We start from the raw sequence: 17,324 nt of genomic DNA on the forward strand, positions 1-17,324 counted from the left end.
TCGCGCTTACGACTCAGCCGGTCACGCGCTCGGTCAGCAGGTAGAGGTATCCGTCGTCGTCGCCGAGCAGGCGCCGCACCCGCATCGGGTACGGCAGCCGCAACGGGAGTCGAAGGTCCTGGTCGGGCACCGGCAGTTCGGTGCCGTGGGTGATACGGGGGCCGTCTCCGCCGACCAGCGTCGGGCTGACCGTGAGGACGAGTTGGTCGAGCACTCCGCCGGCCGCTAGTGACGCGAGCAGGCGTGGGCCGCCCTCGCAGGCGATGCGCGTGAGCCCGCGAGCAGCGAGCTCGCGGACGAGTGCGGACGGATCGACGTCGTCGTCACCGCAGTCGACGAGGTTCGCCCCTGCGGCCGCCAGTCTTTCCCGGGCGTCATGCGGTGCGTTCGAACAGGTGGCGATCAGCGTCCCGGACGACACCGCAGTCGTGAAATCCGTGTCGATGCGCAGTGACCGTGACACCAGAACCAGTACCGGAACCGGCGGCCGTTCGGCACGGGTCCGCTCGCGGACCACGTGCTCGGGAAGATCCGGAACTCGGTAACCCTCGGCGATCGCGGTGCTGGCGCCGACGACGATCGCGTCCGCGAGCTCCCGCATGGCGGAGAAGACCTGCTTGTCGCCGGGGCCGCCGAGTACCCCGGACAAGCCCTGCACGGTCGCCGAACCGTCGAGTGAGGCGACCATCGTCGCCCGCACCGTGGGCTCGTCGCCGCCGGGGTAGGAGAACAACTCGCGGATCTCGGGTGCTGTGACATCAGTCGCTTTATGCAGGAGGAACATGCGTCCATCATGTAGCGGCTCGCTACGCTTGCCGAATGCTGGCACGACTTTGCGACCGGAATCCGGTACTGGCTCCCGACGAATTGATCGGCGAGATGGTCCCGCCGCGGATGTTCGACGAGGTGAGCTTCGATTCGTACATCCCGGACCCGAACGAGCCGAGCCAGGCGCAAGCGGTCGCGGCCGCGCGCGACTTCGTCGCCCGTGCGTCGAAGGTCCGTTCCGGCGCGAAGAAGAAGGGGCTGTTCCGCAGGGCGTCGACGCCCGAGGGCATCGGCCTCTACCTGGACGGCGGATTCGGTGTGGGCAAGACCCACCTGTTGGCGTCGGTGTACCACTCGATGCCGGGTCCGAGGGCGTTCGCGACCTTCGGCGAGGTGACGAACGTGGTCGGTGCGCTCGGCTACATCGACGCCCTCGAGCGTCTCGCCGACCACAGCGTGCTGTGCATCGATGAGTTCGAGCTCGACGATCCGGGCGACACCATGGTGGTCTCCCGGCTGCTGACCGAACTGGTGGCGCGTGGCGTGTCGATCGTCGCGACGTCGAACACCCTTCCGGGCCAGCTCGGCGAGGGGCGATTCGCCGCCCAGGATTTCCTGCGTGAGATCCAGAAGCTGTCCGCCATCTTCGAGACCGTCCGCGTGAACGGTCCGGACTACCGTCACCGCGATATGCCGCCGGCCCCGGAACCGGCGACCGACGCCGATGTCGAGGAGCTCGCTTCGTCCACCGAGGGCGCCACCCTCGACGCGTTCGACGATCTGATCGCCCATCTGGCCAAACTGCACCCGTCGAAGTACAAGTCCCTCGTCGACGGTGTGAACCTGGTGTGCATCTCGGGTCTGCGGCCTGCGCCTGATCAAGCTGTCGCGCTTCGGCTGGTAGCGCTGGCTGACCGGTTGTACGACGCGGAGATCCCGGTGAGCGTGTCGGGCGCCAAGCTCGACGAGCTGTTCACTCCGGAGATGGTCGCGGGCGGGTATCGCAAGAAGTACCTGCGTGCCACATCGCGTCTCCTGGCTCTGTCGCGGTTCGCCGAAGCCGACGCCTGACGCATCTGCGCCTCGCGCGCGCCCCGACCTGTCAGCTGAGGCTTCGGGCCATCACGTAGTCGTGTTCGGTGGTGCCGTTCATGTCGAAGGTTCGCGTGCCGACGCGGGTGAAACCCATTTTCCGGTAGTACTTCCGGGCGCGCTCGTTCTCCGAGTTGACCCCCAGCCAGGCGAGCGCGGCTCCGCGTTCGCGTGCTGCGGCCAGTGAAGCCTGCATCAGTGCGTGAGCGGGTCGCCACCCGGTACGAGAGCCGTGGTGGTCGGGGAGCACGTACATCTTCGAGATCTCGGACAGCGTCCCGTCATGCACCGCCGCGTACCCGCCCGGCATGGCCTCGAGTGCGGCGACGACGTCGGGATCGGCGGGTGCCGAGTAGGCGAGGAGCGCGTATCCGATGACCTCCCCGTCGCCGTCACGTGCGGCCAGCACGTCCCGATCGGCGTCGGCGATGGCTTCCGCGAAGGCAGCCGGCGACAAATATCTCGCGATGTGCGCCGCGATATCCGCAAGCGCACTGTGCGGCGGGCACGCGAGCGGGAACGTGGCGGCGGCGACGTCGGCCACGGCACCGGAAAGCGTTGCGTGGGTGAGGATCTCCACGCGGGATCCCGGTTCGACGCAGTCGGCGTTCACTTTCGCCGGAACCTGCGCCGCATGCGCGGCGCAGCCGATGGCTCGGTCTCGGTTTCGGGCGTTGCCGGAGTCGCATCGCCGAACGACAGATGCAGCACCGTCTTGTCCGGATCGATCGCCGACGCGCCGTGATGGGCGACGACTTCGGCCTCCGCTGTCGCGCCGAGCGTGTGTCCGTCGTGAATGATCGGGCCGTTCTCCAACTGGTAGATGGAGATGCTGGCGATGCGGTTGAACGTCTCCTCGGCGGTCTCCGGGGAGGAGAGGATCTCGATGTCCATGAGGCCGAGCACGTCGAGACCGCGCGTGTGGCCTGTCATCACGCCGTCGGATCGCGGTGCGACGTTCAGGGCCACCCATGCGGGCAGGATCGGCTGGGGGAGAGTGTCTATCGCCAGATCGCGGAACAATGCGGGCAGGATCACATGGCCCGCGCTGTCGAAATGCACGGCTATGACGCTGTCGGCGAGTGCGACTGCCGCCGCGATGACCTTCGACGCCAGCACGGCGTCGGCGATCGCGTCGGTGTGCGGTACGTCGCCGCCCGCTTCGGGCGCGTTGCGCCGGATGACGTTCACGGCGATGTGCGCGGCGTGGTCGGCCGGTGCCGGGACGGAATCGGGCCACAGCCGGCTGAGCTGGGTGAGCTCGGTCAGATCGTCGCCCGTCGTGGCCGCAACGCTTTCCAGGATGACGACCGTCCCGTCGTAGGAGAGCGCGATGGGCGGAACGGCAGCGGGATCAGGAACGGCAGCGGGATCAGGTACTGCAGCGGGATCAGGTACTGCAGCGCGCTCAGATACTGCAGGGGTGAGCGCGAGTCGTGCAGCGTCGAGGTCCGGGAAGTCGGCGAGCATCTGGGCGATCAGGCGTTCACCGGACAGGTCGGGATCGAGGCGGTTCTGAAACAGCGTCGCGAGGCGTGGCACGAGCAGTCGGTTCCTAACGGTCGATTCTCAGATGTGAATCAGGCCCGCCGAGTGAACGACGGGCCTGATCCTGGTGCGCGATACAAGGATTGAACTTGTGACCTCTTCCGTGTCAGGGAAGCGCTCTCCCACTGAGCTAATCGCGCGAGATTGAGTTGTCGGAACCACGGCGTGGTGAGTCCGGTGGAGGTGGCGACGGGAATCGAACCCGTGTGCACGGCTTTGCAGGCCGTTGCCTCACCACTCGGCCACACCACCAGATGCGAGTAATCGCTCCGAGCGGATGACGGGATTCGAACCCGCGACCCTCACCTTGGCAAGGTGATGCGCTACCAGCTGCGCCACATCCGCATCGCATGGTTGAGCATTGCGCTCACCAGCGAGACCAAACTCTAGCCGGTACTGCTCGTCGACACCAAACCGGGGGTCGGGTGGAGATGGAACGTGGTGGAGTGCCGGTGACATCGTCCCGGAACCTTCGGGGTCTCGGGGCGGCGCCTACACCGTCTCGGTCGGCACAGGTTCCCGCGACCGTCAGCACCACCGCACGTCTCATCGGCAAGTACGTGGACACCGAGAAGTGCTCCGGTAACGGCATCAGTGGGGCAACGCCAGCAGCGCCGGCGGCCTGGCGAACATCTTCGGCTGAGCCCGAGCCAGTCGAGCGCGACGCATCTGGAATAAGTTCAGCCCGCCGGCCATGAAGGCCGGGGGCTGAACTTATTCGTGGTGCGCGATACAAGGATTGAACTTGTGACCTCTTCCGTGTCAGGGAAGCGCTCTCCCACTGAGCTAATCGCGCGAGATTCAGTTGTCGGAACGGCTCCATCGTGGGCCGGTGGAGGTGGCGACGGGAATCGAACCCGTGTGCACGGCTTTGCAGGCCGTTGCCTCACCACTCGGCCACGCCACCATTCGACGCGAGATCGAGATGCCTCGCTTCGAGCGGATGACGGGATTCGAACCCGCGACCCTCACCTTGGCAAGGTGATGCGCTACCAGCTGCGCCACATCCGCATACCGGCGAGCCTGCCTTGTGGGCGCTGCTCGCCAGCGTTGAAAACGATATAGGTAGTGAACCTCTGATGACAAATCGGCTGGTCAAGGGCTGACATGGATGTGTTTCAGCAGGTGGCTGGGTTTGTTCGCGGTCGTCGGAGGTGAACTGCCGGATCTCGATGCACGCGTGCGCCTGGTTTTGTCTCAGGGTCTCGCGGTGTGTAATCTCGTCTCCCGTGCGAGTCTGGTGGTACTCGGATCCGCATACGGCCGTATCCGGTCCCGTGGCTCAGTGGAAGAGCGTCCCGTTCACACCGGGAAGGTCGCTGGTTCGATCCCAGCCGGGACCACCGAAGAGAGAACCCCGCTGCACAGTTCGTGAGGACTGGCAGCGGGGTTCTTTCGCTATTGCTTCGACCGGATCTGCTCGACGGGACGAGGTGTCGTGCGGTGCTCCACCCGATCCGGCCGTATCATCGCCTGGTGAAGGACGCCCTTGCGGCGCGCGTAGCGTCGCCCGAGTCGACTCTTCGGCGTGTGCCCACGTCGATGCTGGTGATCGCAGCTGTCGCAGCGCTGCTCGCTGTTGCGTGGCATATCTGGGTGATCCCGATCGATTCGCCGGGCTACGGATTGTTCAACATGGGCATCGACACCCGGGTGTACCGGGGTGCCGGCGGGGCGTTCCTGCACGGTGAGCCGGTGTACGACCTTCCGGTCTACCGGGCGTGGCGATTCACCTACCCGCCCTTCGCGGCACTGCTCATGACCCCGCTCGGCGTCATCACGACTCATCACGCACTGATCCTGTGGAATGCAGCGAATGTGATCAGCCTGATCGTGCTGATCGGGTTGTCGCTGCGCGCCCTGCGGTTCCGGTTCGATGCGCGGACTCTCGTGCTCGCAGCGTCGATCGTCGTCGCGGTGACGGTGATCGAACCGGTGCACACCACGCTGTGGAACGGACAGATCAATCTGGTTCTCGCGATCCTGGTGGTCGGTGATCTGGTCCGTCGCAGTGGTACGTGGCAGAAACTGCAGGGCATCGGCGTGGGACTGGCGGCAGGTATCAAGCTGACGCCGATCTTCTTCGTCGCCTATCTGCTGGCGATACAGAGATTCCGCGCCGCGCTGATGGCGACAGCGACCTTCGCGTTCACGGTGATCATCGGCATCCTGGTGATGGGTGACCAGGGACGTCGGTTCTGGACCGAACAGCTGTCGAAGACAGGTCGCATCGGGCCGCTGGATGCTCCCGCGAATCAGTCGTTCAACGGCTTCTTCGCACGATTGGCGACGACCGGAATCGTGCACTTGCCGAGCTGGCTGTGGATTCCGGTAGGGGCGATCGTCGGCATCTCCGGACTGTGGGCCGCATCGGCTGCCCATCGCGCCGGATCCGATCTCCTCGCCGTCAGCATCACCGGTATGACGTCGTGCGGCGTCTCGCCGTTCGCGTGGGGACACCATTGGGTGTGGGTGGTTCCGCTGTTGCTGGTCGCCTTCGTGCACGCGAGTGACCTGGTTCGCCGCGGCGAGCCGACGACCTGGCTGTGGTGGCTCGCGCCCACTGCCGTCATCGCCCTGACCTTCTCGTACTGGCAGGAGGTGGTCCGCGTGGTGCCCGGGCGGACGGGCGTTTACGAGAGGGCGACGGTGTTCGGATCGTTCCGCGGCTTCGGCAGAGCCGACCTTCCCGACTGGCAGGTCCCGTTTCATCTGATCGGCAGCGGTGCCTACCTTCTGGTCCTGATCGGAACGATCGTCGTCACGCTGTGGTGGACGCGCCGGAGCGAACCGATACCATCAGGCGCGAAAGTCTCGTTAATCCGAGGCGATAATTCGTGAACTCAGAATCGAGGAGCCACCACCGTGGTCGACAACGTCGCATCCGCTGACAGAGCCCGCCTGCCCGAGTCCATCCGGGTGCCGGCGGGCACTACTGCGGGAGCAGCGATGCGCGACACCGACCTGCCCGACGGCGTGACCCTGCCGAACAAGGGGGCCCAGGCCGTCGTCGTGGTGCGTGAAGCCGACGGCACGCTGCGGGACCTTTCATGGGCCCCCGACGCCGACACCCTGGTCGAACCCGTGACGGCCGACTCGGAGGAAGGTCGCAGCGTCATCCGGCATTCGTGCGCGCACGTGCTCGCACAGGCGGTGCAGGATCTGAACCCGAAGGCGCATCTGGGCATCGGACCGCCGGTGACCGACGGCTTCTACTACGACTTCCAGGTGAACGATCCGTTCACCCCCGAGGACCTGAAGGCTCTCGAGAAGCAGATGAAGAAGATCATCAAGTCGGGTCAGCGCTTCTCGCGGCGCCTGTACGAGTCGAAGGAACAGGCCCGTGAGGAACTGGCCGGCGAGCCGTTCAAGCTGGAATTGATCGACGACAAGGGTGCCGCCGACGACGCCGAGGTGATGGAGGTCGGCGGCGGGGAGTTGACCGCGTACGACAACCTGAACCCGCGCACCGGTGAGAAGGTGTGGGGTGACCTCTGCCGCGGGCCCCATGTGCCCACCACCAAGTACATCCCGGCGTTCACGCTGACCCGCAGCTCGGCTGCGTACTGGCGCGGCGATCAGAGCCTGGCCGACCTGCAGCGCGTGTACGGCACCGCGTGGGAGACCACCGAGGCGATGGACCTGTATCTGGACCGGCTCGCCGAAGCGGAGAAGCGCGACCATCGTCGCCTGGGCAGTGAACTGGATCTGTTCAGCTTCCCCGACGAGCTGGGTTCGGGCCTGCCGGTGTTCCACCCCAAGGGCGGCATCATCCGCAAGGAGATGGAGGACTACTCGCGCGAGCAGCACGCTGCTGCCGGATACGAGTTCGTGAACACCCCGCATCTGACGAAGAGCAACCTCTTCGAGGTATCGGGGCACCTGGATTGGTACGCGGACGGGATGTTTCCCCCGATGCAGCTCGACGCCGAGTACGACGAGGACGGGCAGCTTCGCAAACCCGGCCAGGACTACTACGTCAAGCCGATGAACTGCCCGATGCATAACCTGATCTACCGCTCCCGCGGCCGTTCGTACCGGGAGCTCCCATTGCGGTTGTTCGAGTTCGGCTCGGTGTACCGGTACGAGAAGTCGGGCGTCATCCACGGTCTGACCCGAGCTCGCGGGTTCACCCAGGACGATGCTCACATCTTCTGCGCGCAGGACCAGGTGGTCGACGAGCTGACCACCACGCTGAGGTTCGTCCTGCAGCTGCTCAAGGACTACGGTCTCGACGACTACTACCTGGAACTGTCGACGAAGAATCCGGAGAAGTACGTCGGCGACGATGACGTCTGGGAAGAGGCGACCGAGACTCTGCGTAAGGTCGGTGAGGCGTCGGGCCTGGAGCTCGTCCCCGATCCCGAGGGGGCGGCGTTCTACGGCCCCAAGGTCTCCGTGCAGGTCAAAGATGCGCTGGGTCGTACCTGGCAGATGTCGACGATTCAACTCGACTTCAATCTGCCCGAGCGGTTCGACCTCCAGTACACGGCGTCCGACGGCACCAAGAAGCGCCCGGTGATGATCCACCGCGCGTTGTTCGGATCGATCGAGCGGTTCTTCGGCGTGCTCACCGAGCACTACGCCGGTGCCTTCCCGGTCTGGCTCGCGCCGGTCCAGGTGATCGGCATCCCCGTGGCCGAGGCCTTCGCGGGACACCTGCAGACGACGATCAGCCGGCTGCGCAGCCGGCGAGTGCGCGCTGAGGTCGACCACTCCGACGATCGCATGCAGAAGAAGATCCGCAACCACACGACCGCTAAGGTCCCGTTCATGCTCCTCGCAGGCGAACGCGACGTGGAGTCGAATGCGGTGAGCTTCCGCTTCCGGGACGGCACTCAGCTCAACGGGGTGGACGTGGACGATGCCGTGGTGGCGATCGACGAGTGGGAGGAGTCGCGCCGCAACGATTCCCCGACCGCGGATACCATGCACGAGCTGCTCGAGCTGGTGAGGAAACGGCGATGACCGATCCGGACCGGCTGCAGCGGCTGTGGACGCCGCACCGGATGAGCTATATCACCGAGGCCGCAACGCCCCGGCGTGCGGCTGACGGCGGGGAACTGACCGGACATCCGTTCCTCGACATCCCGCGGATGACCGATGCGGATGGCCTGATCATCGCCCGCGGCGTGTCGGTGTACGCGGTGCTGAACCTGTATCCGTACAACCCGGGTCACACCATGATCGTCCCGTACCGGCAGGTCGCCGATCTGGAAGACCTGACCGTGGACGAGTCACGGGAGCTCATGTCGTTCACTCAGCATCTGATTCGGACCATCAAGGCCGTGTCCAACCCGGATGCGTTCAACGTCGGACTGAACCTGGGTTCGGCGGCAGGCGGCTCGCTCTCGGAGCACCTGCACCAACACGTCGTGCCGCGCTGGACGGGCGATGCCAACTTCATCACCGTCGTGGGCGACACGAAGGTGGTACCGCAACTGCTTCAGGACACGCGTGCGCTGCTGGCGCAGGCGTGGACGGATCTCGGGGGACCGCAGAGTGCTTAGCATCAAGGGCCGCGCATCGGTGTCGAAGGTGACGCTGCCCATCGGGCGTGCGCTCATCCGCACCGGCCTGACGCCCGACGTGATGACGATCATCGGGACCGTCGTCACGGTCGCAGCCTCGATCTGGTTGTTCTCGCAGGGACATCTGTTCGCCGGAGCGCTGGTGACCTGGGCGTTCGTCATGTTCGACATGCTCGACGGTGCGATGGCCCGCGCGCGCGGCGGGGGAACCCGGTTCGGATCGGTCCTCGACGCGACATGCGACCGGATCGCCGATGGCGCCATCTTCAGCGGTCTTGCCTGGTGGGCCGCCGTTCACGCTCCGCACCGGCTGCTGCTGATCGCCACGCTGATCTGTCTGGTCACCTCCCAGGTGATCTCGTATGCGAAAGCCCGCGCCGAGGCGGCCGGGCTCAACGGCGACGGCGGGATCATCGAGCGCCCGGACCGCCTGATCATCGTCCTGGTCGGCGCCGGGCTGACGCAGTTCCCCGGTCTGCAGTGGACGTGGGCCATCCACATCGCGATGTGGGCACTGGCCGTCCTCAGCGTGGTCACGGTCGCGCAGCGCATGTGGTCGATCTACTGCTCACCGGGTGCCCGGGACCTGATTCCCCAGGCCGGGACGAAACGTCCGGACGAGACCGGGAGCGTGTGAGACGGTGCTGGGACGATTCTCGGAGCTGACCGCGGACCTGGGCTACCGCGCCGGGTGGGCGGCGGTCCGGTACGCCCCGGAAAGCGTCGCCCGCAGCACGTTCGACGTGGTCGGCACGTGGGCGGGCAGCCGCCACGGCGGCCCGGCCCAATTACGGGCGAATCTGGCGCGAGTGCTCGGCACGACGCCCGATGAGGTGCCGCTCGACATGCTGCAGGCCGCGATGCGGTCGTACGCGAGGTACTGGCGCGAGGCGTTCCGGCTGCCGGCGACCGACCCCGACGACATCGTCGCCAGTGTGTCGATGACCGACTACGACCGGCAGGTGATCGACGAATCGGTGAAGTCCGGGCGCGGCGTCGTCATGGCGTTGCCCCACTCGGGAAACTGGGACATCGCGGGCGTCTGGCTGGTGAAGCACTACGGCGCGTTCGCCACAGTGGCCGAACGGCTGAAGCCCGAATCGCTGTTCGAGCAGTTCGTCGACTATCGCGAGTCGCTCGGGTTCGAGGTGTTTCCGCTGACCGGCGGCGAGCAGCCGCCGTTCGCGACGCTGTCCGATCGTCTGCGGTCCGGTGGACTGGTGTGCCTGATGGCCGATCGGGACCTCTCGACCAGCGGCGTGCCCGTCACGCTCTTCGGCGAGCCGACGCGTATTCCGGCAGGTTCGGCCAAGCTGGCGATCGAGACGGGCGCGGTGCTGATCGCCGTGCATCACCGGTACACCGGCGTCGGAACCTCGCATCTGAGCTGCGGGACGGTGATCGACACCGCAGGGGGAGTGGCACCGACGGCTCAGCGACTCGCGGACGCGTTCACCCGGGACATCGCGACCGCCCCGGAGGACTGGCACATGCTCCAACCGCTGTGGGAGGCCGACTGGTCGGCCGAACGGCGAGCCCGGCTCGGTGTGACCGACGGTCAGGCCGGCGCATGAGGATCGGCATGATCTGCCCGTACTCGTTCGACGTGCCCGGCGGTGTGCAGGCGCACGTGGTCGAGCTCGCGGAGGTGTTCATCGGTCGCGGCCACGAGGTGCGGGTGCTGGCGCCCGCGGGCACCGACGTCGTGCTGCCGGCTTACGTGGACTCCGCAGGACCGGCGATCGGCATCCCCTACAACGGGTCCGTATCGCGGATCACCTTCTCGCCCAAGGCGTATCAAAGGCTTCGCCGCTGGATCGAGGTCAACGACTTCGACGTCCTGCACGTGCACGAACCGAACGCGCCGAGCCTGTCGATGCTGTCGCTGATGGTGGCCACGGGCCCGATCGTCACGACGTTCCACACGGCGACCACCAGGTCGATGTGGCTGTCGCTGTTCGACTCGGTGCTGCGCCAGTACCGGGAGCGGATCCGCGCCAAGATCGCCGTCTCCGAGCTCGCGCGCCGCTGGCAGATGGAGTCCCTCGGCAACGACGCGGTGGAGATCCCGAACGGGGTCGACACCGGATCGTTCGCTCACGCGCGGCCGCTCGACGGTTTTCCGCGGGCGGGTAAGACGGTGATGTTCCTCGGCCGGTTCGACGAACCGCGCAAGGGCATCGACGTGCTGATGCGAGCGCTGCCGCGGATCGTCGATGAATTCCCCGACGTGACCGTGCTCGTGGTCGGCGGCGGTAATGAGAAGGCACTGATCCGCCGTGCCGGCGATCTCGCGAGCCACCTGAGGTTCCTGGGCATGGTCGACGACGAGACGAAGGCCCGCGCACTGGCCAGCACCGACGTCTACGTCGCACCGAACCTGGGCGGAGAGAGCTTCGGCATCGTGCTCGTGGAGGCGATGGCGGCGGGCGCAGCGGTGGTCGCCAGCGACCTGGTCGCCTTCTCCCGAGTTCTCGACGGCGGCGAGGCGGGACGCCTGGTATCGACCGGATCTCCGGTCTCGCTCGCCGCGGAGATCATCGAACTACTGCAGGACGACACGCTGCGCGCCGAATTCGTGGCCCGGGGCCGCGAACGGGCGGCGCTCTACGACTGGTCGCGGGTGGCCGACCAGATTCAGCACGTCTACGACACCGTCACCCACAACGCCGATCACGTCGTGGTCTCGGACTGACGGGGACTGCGCACATGACCACTTCCACGATCGTCGCTCTCGCCGTGGCGATCGCCGTTGCGCTCCTGGTGTGGCTGGTGGTCCTGTCGGCGACGCGGGCCTCGCGGATGGACCGCCTGAACATTCGCGTCGACCTCGCCCGGCAAGCCCTGCACACGGCTCTGGATCGACGGGCGGTGGTGGCACGTGCGATCGCCGCTGCCGATCCGCACGACCCGCTGTCGCCGGCGCTCACCGCGGCGGCCGACCACGCCGAGGGCGCGGACCAGGCGGCACGCGAGGCAGCGGAGAACCGACTCTCCTCGGTGCTCGGACAGACCGATCCCGAGCGGCGCGTGCCCGCCTTGACCGCGGAGCTGGCCGATGCCCAGATTCGGGTCGCGATGGCCCGGCGGTTCTACAACGACGCAGTGCGTGATGCCCGGGCACTCGGCGGGCGGCGGATGGTCCGGTGGCTGCATCTCGCCGGTCATTCGGTACGCCCGGACTTCTTCGAGATCACCGAGCGCGTCACCAGGGACTAGCGTCGGCGTGGTGCACATCTCCCACGACGTACCCGGCGTTGGGCGCGCCCGTGACTATCGGGTTTACTTGTGGGGTCAGTTCTCATCAGAAAATCAGGAGCACCGCACAGTGACCACCGATCCTCAGAACGCACCGGCAACCGGCACCGCGCGAGTCAAGCGCGGCATGGCCGAGATGCTGAAGGGCGGCGTCATCATGGACGTGGTCACGCCGGAGCAGGCGAAGATCGCCGAAGACGCGGGTGCCGTCGCCGTGATGGCGCTGGAGCGCGTTCCTGCCGACATCCGCGCGCAGGGCGGCGTATCCCGCATGAGCGATCCCGACATGATCGACGGGATCATCAGCACCGTCTCGATCCCGGTGATGGCCAAGGCCCGCATCGGTCACTTCGTGGAGGCTCAGGTGCTGCAGAGCCTCGGCGTCGACTACATCGACGAGTCCGAGGTGCTGACTCCCGCCGACTTCGAGAACCACATCGACAAGTTCGCGTTCACCGTGCCGTTCGTCTGCGGAGCCACCAACCTGGGTGAGGCGCTTCGTCGCATCACCGAGGGGGCGGCGATGATCCGTTCGAAAGGCGAGGCCGGGACCGGCGACGTGTCGAACGCGACCACGCACATGCGCCAGATCCGCCAGCAGATCCGTCGCCTCTCGTCGCTGCCCGAGGACGAGCTGTACGTGGCTGCCAAGGAACTGCAGGCGCCGTACGATCTCGTCTTCGAGGTCGCCAAGGCAGGCAAGCTCCCCGTCACATTGTTCACCGCCGGTGGCATCGCGACCCCGGCCGACGCGGCGATGATGATGCAACTCGGAGCCGAGGGCGTGTTCGTCGGATCCGGCATCTTCAAGTCCGGGAATCCGGCCCAGCGTGCGCAGGCGATCGTCAAGGCCACGACATTCCACGATGACCCGGATGTGCTCGCCGACGTATCCCGCGGCCTCGGTGAGGCTATGGTCGGCATCAACGTCGACGACATTCCGCAGCCGCACCGTCTCGCCGAGCGCGGTTGGTGACGGAACGACCCCGCCAGAGGGAGAGGTGAGCATGGACGACGAGACCGTGATCCTGCGCGATCAAGCGCAGACCGGCCAGGACCTGGTCGGCGATGTCACCGTCGATTGGGCGGTCGTCTGTCACGTCGGCCGTGTCCGGGAGGCCAACGAGGACGCCGCCCTCGCCCTGCCCGGCCGGTACTCGGTCGCGGACGGCATGGGCGGCCACGACAGCGGCGAGCTCGCGAGCGAGGCCGCGCTGCGGACGCTCGCGGGAGCTCCCGTGGCGCAGGACTTCGCCGGCACGCGAAGCGCCATCTCCGATCTCCTGCACGCAGCTCAGGAGGAGATCGGGACGTTCGGATCCGATACGGGCCGTCGAGCGGGCACCACGGCGACCGGTGTGGTCCTCGCCGAAGGCGATGACGGGCCCGCCTGGGTGGCCTTCAACATCGGGGATTCGCGCACGTACCTGTACTCGCAGGGTTCGCTCAATCAGGTGAGCGTCGATCACTCGCAGGTGCAGGAACTCGTCGAGGCCGGATACCTGACTCCGGAACAGGCGCGCGTCGACTCCCGGCGCAACGTGATCACACGCGCGCTCGGAGCCGGGATGGCGGAGCCGATCGCCGATTACTTCGCGTTCGCCGCGGTCCCGGGCGACGTGGTCCTGCTCTGCTCGGACGGACTGGACGGCGAACTCGAGGACACCGAGATCGCCGAGCTCGTGGAGGAAGCGGACGGTGACGTCGAGAAGGCGGCGGCCGCGCTCGTGGAGACCGCACTGGAGAGGGGCGCCCACGACAACGTCACGGTCATCACGTTGTCCGTGAGTCGATAACGGTGCATTCCGGAGCCGACGGGACGACATTCGTCGAGTTCTGCGGTGAACGTTTTCCGGTGGTCTCCGGGCATCCGTTCTACATCGGCCGCGAGGCCACCCTGACGGTGGACGACAATCCGTACCTGCATCGCCGGTTCCTGGTGCTGCACGATGAGAACGCGATGTGGTGGCTCACCAATCTCGGGACGCATCTGTCGGCCACGGTGACTGCGGCCGATCTCGGGTTCACTGCGACTCTCGGGCCGGGCGCGCGGATGCCGCTGGTTTTCGGCCGCACGAGCGTCGTGTTCAGTGCGGGGCCCACCACTTACGAACTTCAGGTCCAGGCGGGAACGCCGGTCGGGGCGCCGCCGCACGGCGACACCGGCGTCGGAGGAGACACCACGCGCGGAGTACCGAACTTCACCGAGAGCCAGAAGCTCGCGGTGCTGGTTCTGGCAGAGGCGATACTGACGCGCGACGGTACCGGCGCGTCCGCGATCCCGAGCTCGGCACAGGCGGCGGCCCGGTTGGGCTGGTCGCTGACGAAGTTCAACCGGAAGCTCGACAACGTCTGCGACAAACTGGACCTGATCGGCGTTCCGGGAATGCGTGCAGGAGGAGGGAGATTAGCTTCCAATCGCCGTCTCCGGCTCGTCGAGTACGGTCTGTCGACCGGTTTGATCGCGCGTGGGGACCTGCCGATGCTCGATCGGGAGCTCTCGCGAAATATTCCTCCTGACCTGCATTGAAGCCGTGGGTAGTTCTACCCATTGTGGGGGTGTGCGCCCGGTCATAGTGTCCTTCTCAACACCCGGTGACCAACCGGAACAGGTTTGAGAAAGGGAAGATTCGATGACCGTCACCGCGATCGGAACCGCAGCCCACTACCAGCCCGCCGGGCGCTCGAGAGCGATTCGACCCTCCGTATCCGCGTCACGAACCGTCGCCGAACGGCGCCGTAGCGAGGCACTGGCCCGGCTGAGTTCGCGCGTGATGCCATTACCCGGTCAGCCGATGCACATCGAACGGCAGACGGTTCGCCGCTCGTGTACTGCACCGGTCACCGATCCGGCGCTACCCGAGCTGCCGCGTCCGATGCTGACCGACAGGGAGGTCGAGGTGCTGCGCACCTGGCTGATGGTCGATTCCAAGCCGGCGTGCGGTCAGACGCTGCACATCTCGCTCGGCACGGTGAACACGCACCTGACGCGCATCCGTGCCAAGTACGCCGACATCGGGCGAGCGGCGTCGACGAAGGCCGCCCTGGTGGCTCGGGCCATTCAGGACGACATCGTCGACATCGAGGAGCTGTGACTCCGGCAGTGCTCGAGTTCAGCGGTGCTGGATCATCGGGACATCGAGGGCGACTGCCGGTACGCCGAAGGCGTCCACCAGTTCCTGGGCGTGCGGACGCAGCGTGCCGCACAGATCGTTGACGCCGCGGCGAATGGCCTTGGCGCGCTCGACGCTGACGTGGCGGTGCATGAGGAACCAGCCCATGTCGTCCTCGAGCAGTGAGTACACGAAGAGATCCCGGACGCGCTTGAGAACGGTCCGGGTCTCCTTGTCCTCGACGTGCCCGATCGCGTCGATCACCATCTCCAGCACGATGCGCTCGATGTGCGCGTCGCCCACCTTGATCAGGTGGTCCTGAGTCTCGGTGAACACCTCCTGCGCGTCGGCGTCGTCGTCCTGAGCCCGGCGCATGCGCGCAGCTGCGGTGCGCAGCAGGTGGTCCTCACGGTTGCGCAGCAAACGGAGCTGGGTGCCGGGGTGCGTCAGTTCGCTGTTCTCCGGATCCTCGTCGGAGTCGTCCATCAGTGTCTGCACCACCTGACGAGCCGCGGTCTTCTCCAATGCGGTGTCCTTGACGGTGCTCGCGATGAACCGGATCCAGCCGACCGCGTCCAGTCCGCTGATGTCGTCGGCGTAAGCGGTGAGCAGGTTCTTCGCCACGAGTTGACGCAGGATGAGGTTGTCGCCCTCGAATGTGGTGAAGACGTCGATGTCGCCGCGCAGCTCGGGCAGACGGTTCTCCGAGATGTACCCGGCGCCGCCGCAGGCCTCGCGGGCCTCCGCGATGGCGCGGGACGCGAGTTCGGTGTGGCCGGCCTTGATGGCGGCCGCCTTGACCTCGAGCTTGCGCACCACGTCGGGATCGACATCGGCGGGATCCGCCGACTGAACCTCGTGGAGTTCGCCGACCACCTCGTTCTGCGCGATGGCGAAGGCGTACGCCCTGGCGACCAGAGGCAGCAGACGGCGCTGGTGAGCGCGGTAGTCGAGCAGGACCAGCTCGTCGTCGGATTCCGGCCCGGAGAACTGACGGCGCACGAGCGAGTAGTTGACGGCGAGGTTGATGCCGAGACGACCTGCGGCGCCACCGGCCGCGCCGACCGTCACACGGCCGCGGATGAGCGTGCCGAGCATCGTGAAGAAGCGGCGGTTGTCCGACTCGATGTCGCTCGAGTACGTGCCATCGGCCGCCACGTCGGCGTACCGGTTGAGCAGGTCCTCGGCAGGGATGCGCACGTGATCGAAGACGATCCGCCCGTTGTCGACGCCGGGAAGCCCGCCCTTGGGGCCGCAGTCGGATGTCGTGACGCCGGGCAGGTCGTTGCCGTCGGCGTCGCGGATCGCGACGACGAAGCAGTGGACGCCGTAACTCTTGGCCTCCTCGCCCGGGGCCGCGGTGATGAGCTGTGCGAAGACCGTCGCGTAGCGCGCGTGCTGTGCCGCACCGCCGATGAAGTCCTTGCGCGAACCATCAGTGGGCGAATGGATCTCGAACTCCTGCGTCTGCGGCAGATACGTGGCGGTCGTCTCGAGCGCCTGGACGTTGGAGCCGTGACCGGTCTCGGTCATCGCGAAGCAGCCCATCACGTCCAGGTCGATGAGGCCGGGCACGTACTTCTCGTGATGCCGCTTGGTACCGAGGTTCTCGATCGCGCCACCGAACAGGCCCCACTGGACACCGGCCTTCACCATGAGGGAGAGGTCTCCGTAACCCAGGGCCTCGATGGCGGTGACCGCAGCGCCGACGTCGCCTGTGCCGCCGTGCTCCTTGCGGAAACCGTCCGCCGGGAAGCCGAGCGGAACCATGTCCCGCATCTGGTCGAGCATCCGGGCCCGGTACTCCTCGGAGGACAGATCGGCTCGGGGAACGATGCCACCGGACTGGATCTGGTCGCGGACGACGTCGCGGGTGCGAGCCCAACGGCCGTCGAGGACGGTCTGCAGATTCTTCGTGAGAGCGGTGCGAGCAGGGGCTGCGGATGTGCCGTCGGTAGGTGCGGCCGTGTCCGTGTCGATGTCCGTCATGATGCCGACAGTACCCACTGCGGCG

The 17,324-nt window shown here is 66.6% G+C and carries 16 protein-coding genes and 7 tRNA genes; 13 read left to right on the forward strand and 10 right to left on the reverse strand.

From position 1 onward, the window contains the following. Positions 1–13: 13 nt before the first annotated feature. Positions 14–784, reverse strand: coding sequence for a dihydrofolate reductase family protein (locus tag FO044_RS06610; protein WP_132993516.1), 771 nt, complete (start codon positions 782–784; stop codon positions 14–16). A 35-nt stretch (positions 785–819) separates the two neighbouring features. Between FO044_RS06610 and zapE the strand changes: the two genes are divergently transcribed. Beyond that, positions 820–1,839 (forward strand): cell division protein ZapE, encoded by a 1,020-nt coding sequence (zapE, locus tag FO044_RS06615; protein ID WP_132993515.1) that lies wholly within the window; start codon positions 820–822, stop codon positions 1,837–1,839. 31 nt (positions 1,840–1,870) lie between these two features. Here zapE and FO044_RS06620 read toward each other — a convergent pair whose 3' ends face one another. From FO044_RS06620 to FO044_RS06655, 8 genes are all read right to left on the reverse strand, one after another. Continuing rightward, the gene (locus FO044_RS06620) at positions 1,871–2,473 is read right to left on the reverse strand and encodes a GNAT family N-acetyltransferase (protein WP_132993514.1); all 603 of its coding nucleotides are present in this window, start codon (positions 2,471–2,473) and stop codon (positions 1,871–1,873) included. Further along, positions 2,470–3,402, reverse strand: a complete 933-nt coding sequence (locus tag FO044_RS06625) for a DUF4261 domain-containing protein (protein WP_132993513.1) — start codon at positions 3,400–3,402, stop codon at positions 2,470–2,472. Before FO044_RS06625 ends, FO044_RS06620 begins: the two co-directional genes overlap by 4 nt. 71 nt (positions 3,403–3,473) lie before the next feature. Continuing rightward, positions 3,474–3,548, reverse strand: a tRNA-Val gene (locus FO044_RS06630). Positions 3,549–3,586: 38 nt separating this feature from the next. After that, positions 3,587–3,660 (reverse strand) — tRNA-Cys (locus FO044_RS06635). 20 nt (positions 3,661–3,680) lie between these two features. Then, positions 3,681–3,753: transfer RNA gene (locus FO044_RS06640), tRNA-Gly, on the reverse strand. 376 nt (positions 3,754–4,129) lie between these two features. Continuing rightward, a tRNA-Val gene (locus FO044_RS06645) sits at positions 4,130–4,204 on the reverse strand. A 37-nt stretch (positions 4,205–4,241) separates the two neighbouring features. After that, positions 4,242–4,315 (reverse strand) — tRNA-Cys (locus FO044_RS06650). Positions 4,316–4,346: 31 nt separating this feature from the next. Continuing rightward, positions 4,347–4,419: transfer RNA gene (locus FO044_RS06655), tRNA-Gly, on the reverse strand. A gap of 260 nt (positions 4,420–4,679) precedes the next feature. On the opposite strand from FO044_RS06655, the gene FO044_RS06660 reads away from it, so the two are divergent. The 12 genes from FO044_RS06660 (at position 4,680) to FO044_RS06715 (ending at position 15,292) form a co-directional block, all read left to right on the forward strand. Continuing rightward, positions 4,680–4,751, forward strand: a tRNA-Val gene (locus FO044_RS06660). 133 nt (positions 4,752–4,884) lie between these two features. Continuing rightward, positions 4,885–6,249 (forward strand): glycosyltransferase 87 family protein, encoded by a 1,365-nt coding sequence (locus FO044_RS06665; RefSeq protein WP_244945799.1) that lies wholly within the window; start codon positions 4,885–4,887, stop codon positions 6,247–6,249. A 108-nt stretch (positions 6,250–6,357) separates the two neighbouring features. Further along, positions 6,358–8,376, forward strand: a complete 2,019-nt coding sequence (gene thrS, locus FO044_RS06670) for a threonine--tRNA ligase (RefSeq protein ID WP_244945804.1) — start codon at positions 6,358–6,360, stop codon at positions 8,374–8,376. Continuing rightward, positions 8,373–8,918, forward strand: coding sequence for an ATP adenylyltransferase (locus FO044_RS06675; protein WP_132993511.1), 546 nt, complete (start codon positions 8,373–8,375; stop codon positions 8,916–8,918). The genes thrS and FO044_RS06675 overlap by 4 nt, the downstream gene beginning before the upstream one ends. Continuing rightward, a complete protein-coding gene (gene pgsA / locus FO044_RS06680) occupies positions 8,911–9,576 on the forward strand; it encodes a phosphatidylinositol phosphate synthase (RefSeq protein WP_132993510.1) in 666 nt (221 codons plus the stop codon). Before FO044_RS06675 ends, pgsA begins: the two co-directional genes overlap by 8 nt. A 7-nt stretch (positions 9,577–9,583) precedes the next feature. Beyond that, complete coding sequence (locus FO044_RS06685; RefSeq protein ID WP_425323589.1) at positions 9,584–10,513, forward strand: phosphatidylinositol mannoside acyltransferase; 930 nt, start codon at positions 9,584–9,586, stop codon at positions 10,511–10,513. After that, positions 10,510–11,634: a glycosyltransferase family 4 protein gene (locus FO044_RS06690; RefSeq protein WP_143965452.1), complete on the forward strand. Its 1,125-nt coding sequence runs from the start codon at positions 10,510–10,512 to the stop codon at positions 11,632–11,634. Before FO044_RS06685 ends, FO044_RS06690 begins: the two co-directional genes overlap by 4 nt. Positions 11,635–11,648: 14 nt before the next feature. Further along, positions 11,649–12,158, forward strand: coding sequence for a LemA family protein (locus tag FO044_RS06695; protein WP_132993507.1), 510 nt, complete (start codon positions 11,649–11,651; stop codon positions 12,156–12,158). Between the two features lie 109 nt (positions 12,159–12,267). Continuing rightward, positions 12,268–13,173 carry a pyridoxal 5'-phosphate synthase lyase subunit PdxS gene (pdxS, locus tag FO044_RS06700; RefSeq protein ID WP_143965453.1) on the forward strand — a complete coding sequence of 302 codons (906 nt, stop codon included), beginning with the start codon at positions 12,268–12,270 and terminating at the stop codon, positions 13,171–13,173. Positions 13,174–13,204: 31 nt separating this feature from the next. Then, positions 13,205–13,993, forward strand: coding sequence for a PP2C family protein-serine/threonine phosphatase (locus FO044_RS06705; RefSeq protein ID WP_143965454.1), 789 nt, complete (start codon positions 13,205–13,207; stop codon positions 13,991–13,993). A gap of 2 nt (positions 13,994–13,995) precedes the next feature. Continuing rightward, positions 13,996–14,727, forward strand: a complete 732-nt coding sequence (locus tag FO044_RS06710; RefSeq protein WP_425323587.1) for a hypothetical protein — start codon at positions 13,996–13,998, stop codon at positions 14,725–14,727. 103 nt (positions 14,728–14,830) lie between these two features. After that, positions 14,831–15,292 (forward strand): LuxR C-terminal-related transcriptional regulator, encoded by a 462-nt coding sequence (locus FO044_RS06715; protein ID WP_132993503.1) that lies wholly within the window; start codon positions 14,831–14,833, stop codon positions 15,290–15,292. Between the two features lie 18 nt (positions 15,293–15,310). Here FO044_RS06715 and FO044_RS06720 read toward each other — a convergent pair whose 3' ends face one another. Next, positions 15,311–17,299 (reverse strand): acyl-CoA dehydrogenase family protein, encoded by a 1,989-nt coding sequence (locus FO044_RS06720; protein WP_143965456.1) that lies wholly within the window; start codon positions 17,297–17,299, stop codon positions 15,311–15,313. Between the last annotated feature and the right edge of the window lie 25 nt (positions 17,300–17,324).

Origin of the sequence: Gordonia zhaorongruii (assembly GCF_007559005.1) — a bacterium.
GTDB lineage: Bacteria > Actinomycetota > Actinomycetes > Mycobacteriales > Mycobacteriaceae > Gordonia > Gordonia zhaorongruii.

What these genes read in the sequence shown, in the direction of transcription:
- zapE (WP_132993515.1), top strand. Translation starts at nt 820, where the DNA reads ATGCTGGCACGACTTTGCGACCGGAATCCGGTACTGGCTCCCGACGAA.
- FO044_RS06610 (WP_132993516.1), bottom strand. Translation starts at nt 784, where the DNA reads ATGTTCCTCCTGCATAAAGCGACTGATGTCACAGCACCCGAGATCCGC.
- FO044_RS06705 (WP_143965454.1), top strand. Translation starts at nt 13,205, where the DNA reads ATGGACGACGAGACCGTGATCCTGCGCGATCAAGCGCAGACCGGCCAG.
- FO044_RS06675 (WP_132993511.1), top strand. Translation starts at nt 8,373, where the DNA reads ATGACCGATCCGGACCGGCTGCAGCGGCTGTGGACGCCGCACCGGATG.
- FO044_RS06715 (WP_132993503.1), top strand. Translation starts at nt 14,831, where the DNA reads ATGACCGTCACCGCGATCGGAACCGCAGCCCACTACCAGCCCGCCGGG.
- FO044_RS06695 (WP_132993507.1), top strand. Translation starts at nt 11,649, where the DNA reads ATGACCACTTCCACGATCGTCGCTCTCGCCGTGGCGATCGCCGTTGCG.
- FO044_RS06720 (WP_143965456.1), bottom strand. Translation starts at nt 17,299, where the DNA reads ATGACGGACATCGACACGGACACGGCCGCACCTACCGACGGCACATCC.
- FO044_RS06690 (WP_143965452.1), top strand. Translation starts at nt 10,510, where the DNA reads ATGAGGATCGGCATGATCTGCCCGTACTCGTTCGACGTGCCCGGCGGT.
- thrS (WP_244945804.1), top strand. Translation starts at nt 6,358, where the DNA reads ATGCGCGACACCGACCTGCCCGACGGCGTGACCCTGCCGAACAAGGGG.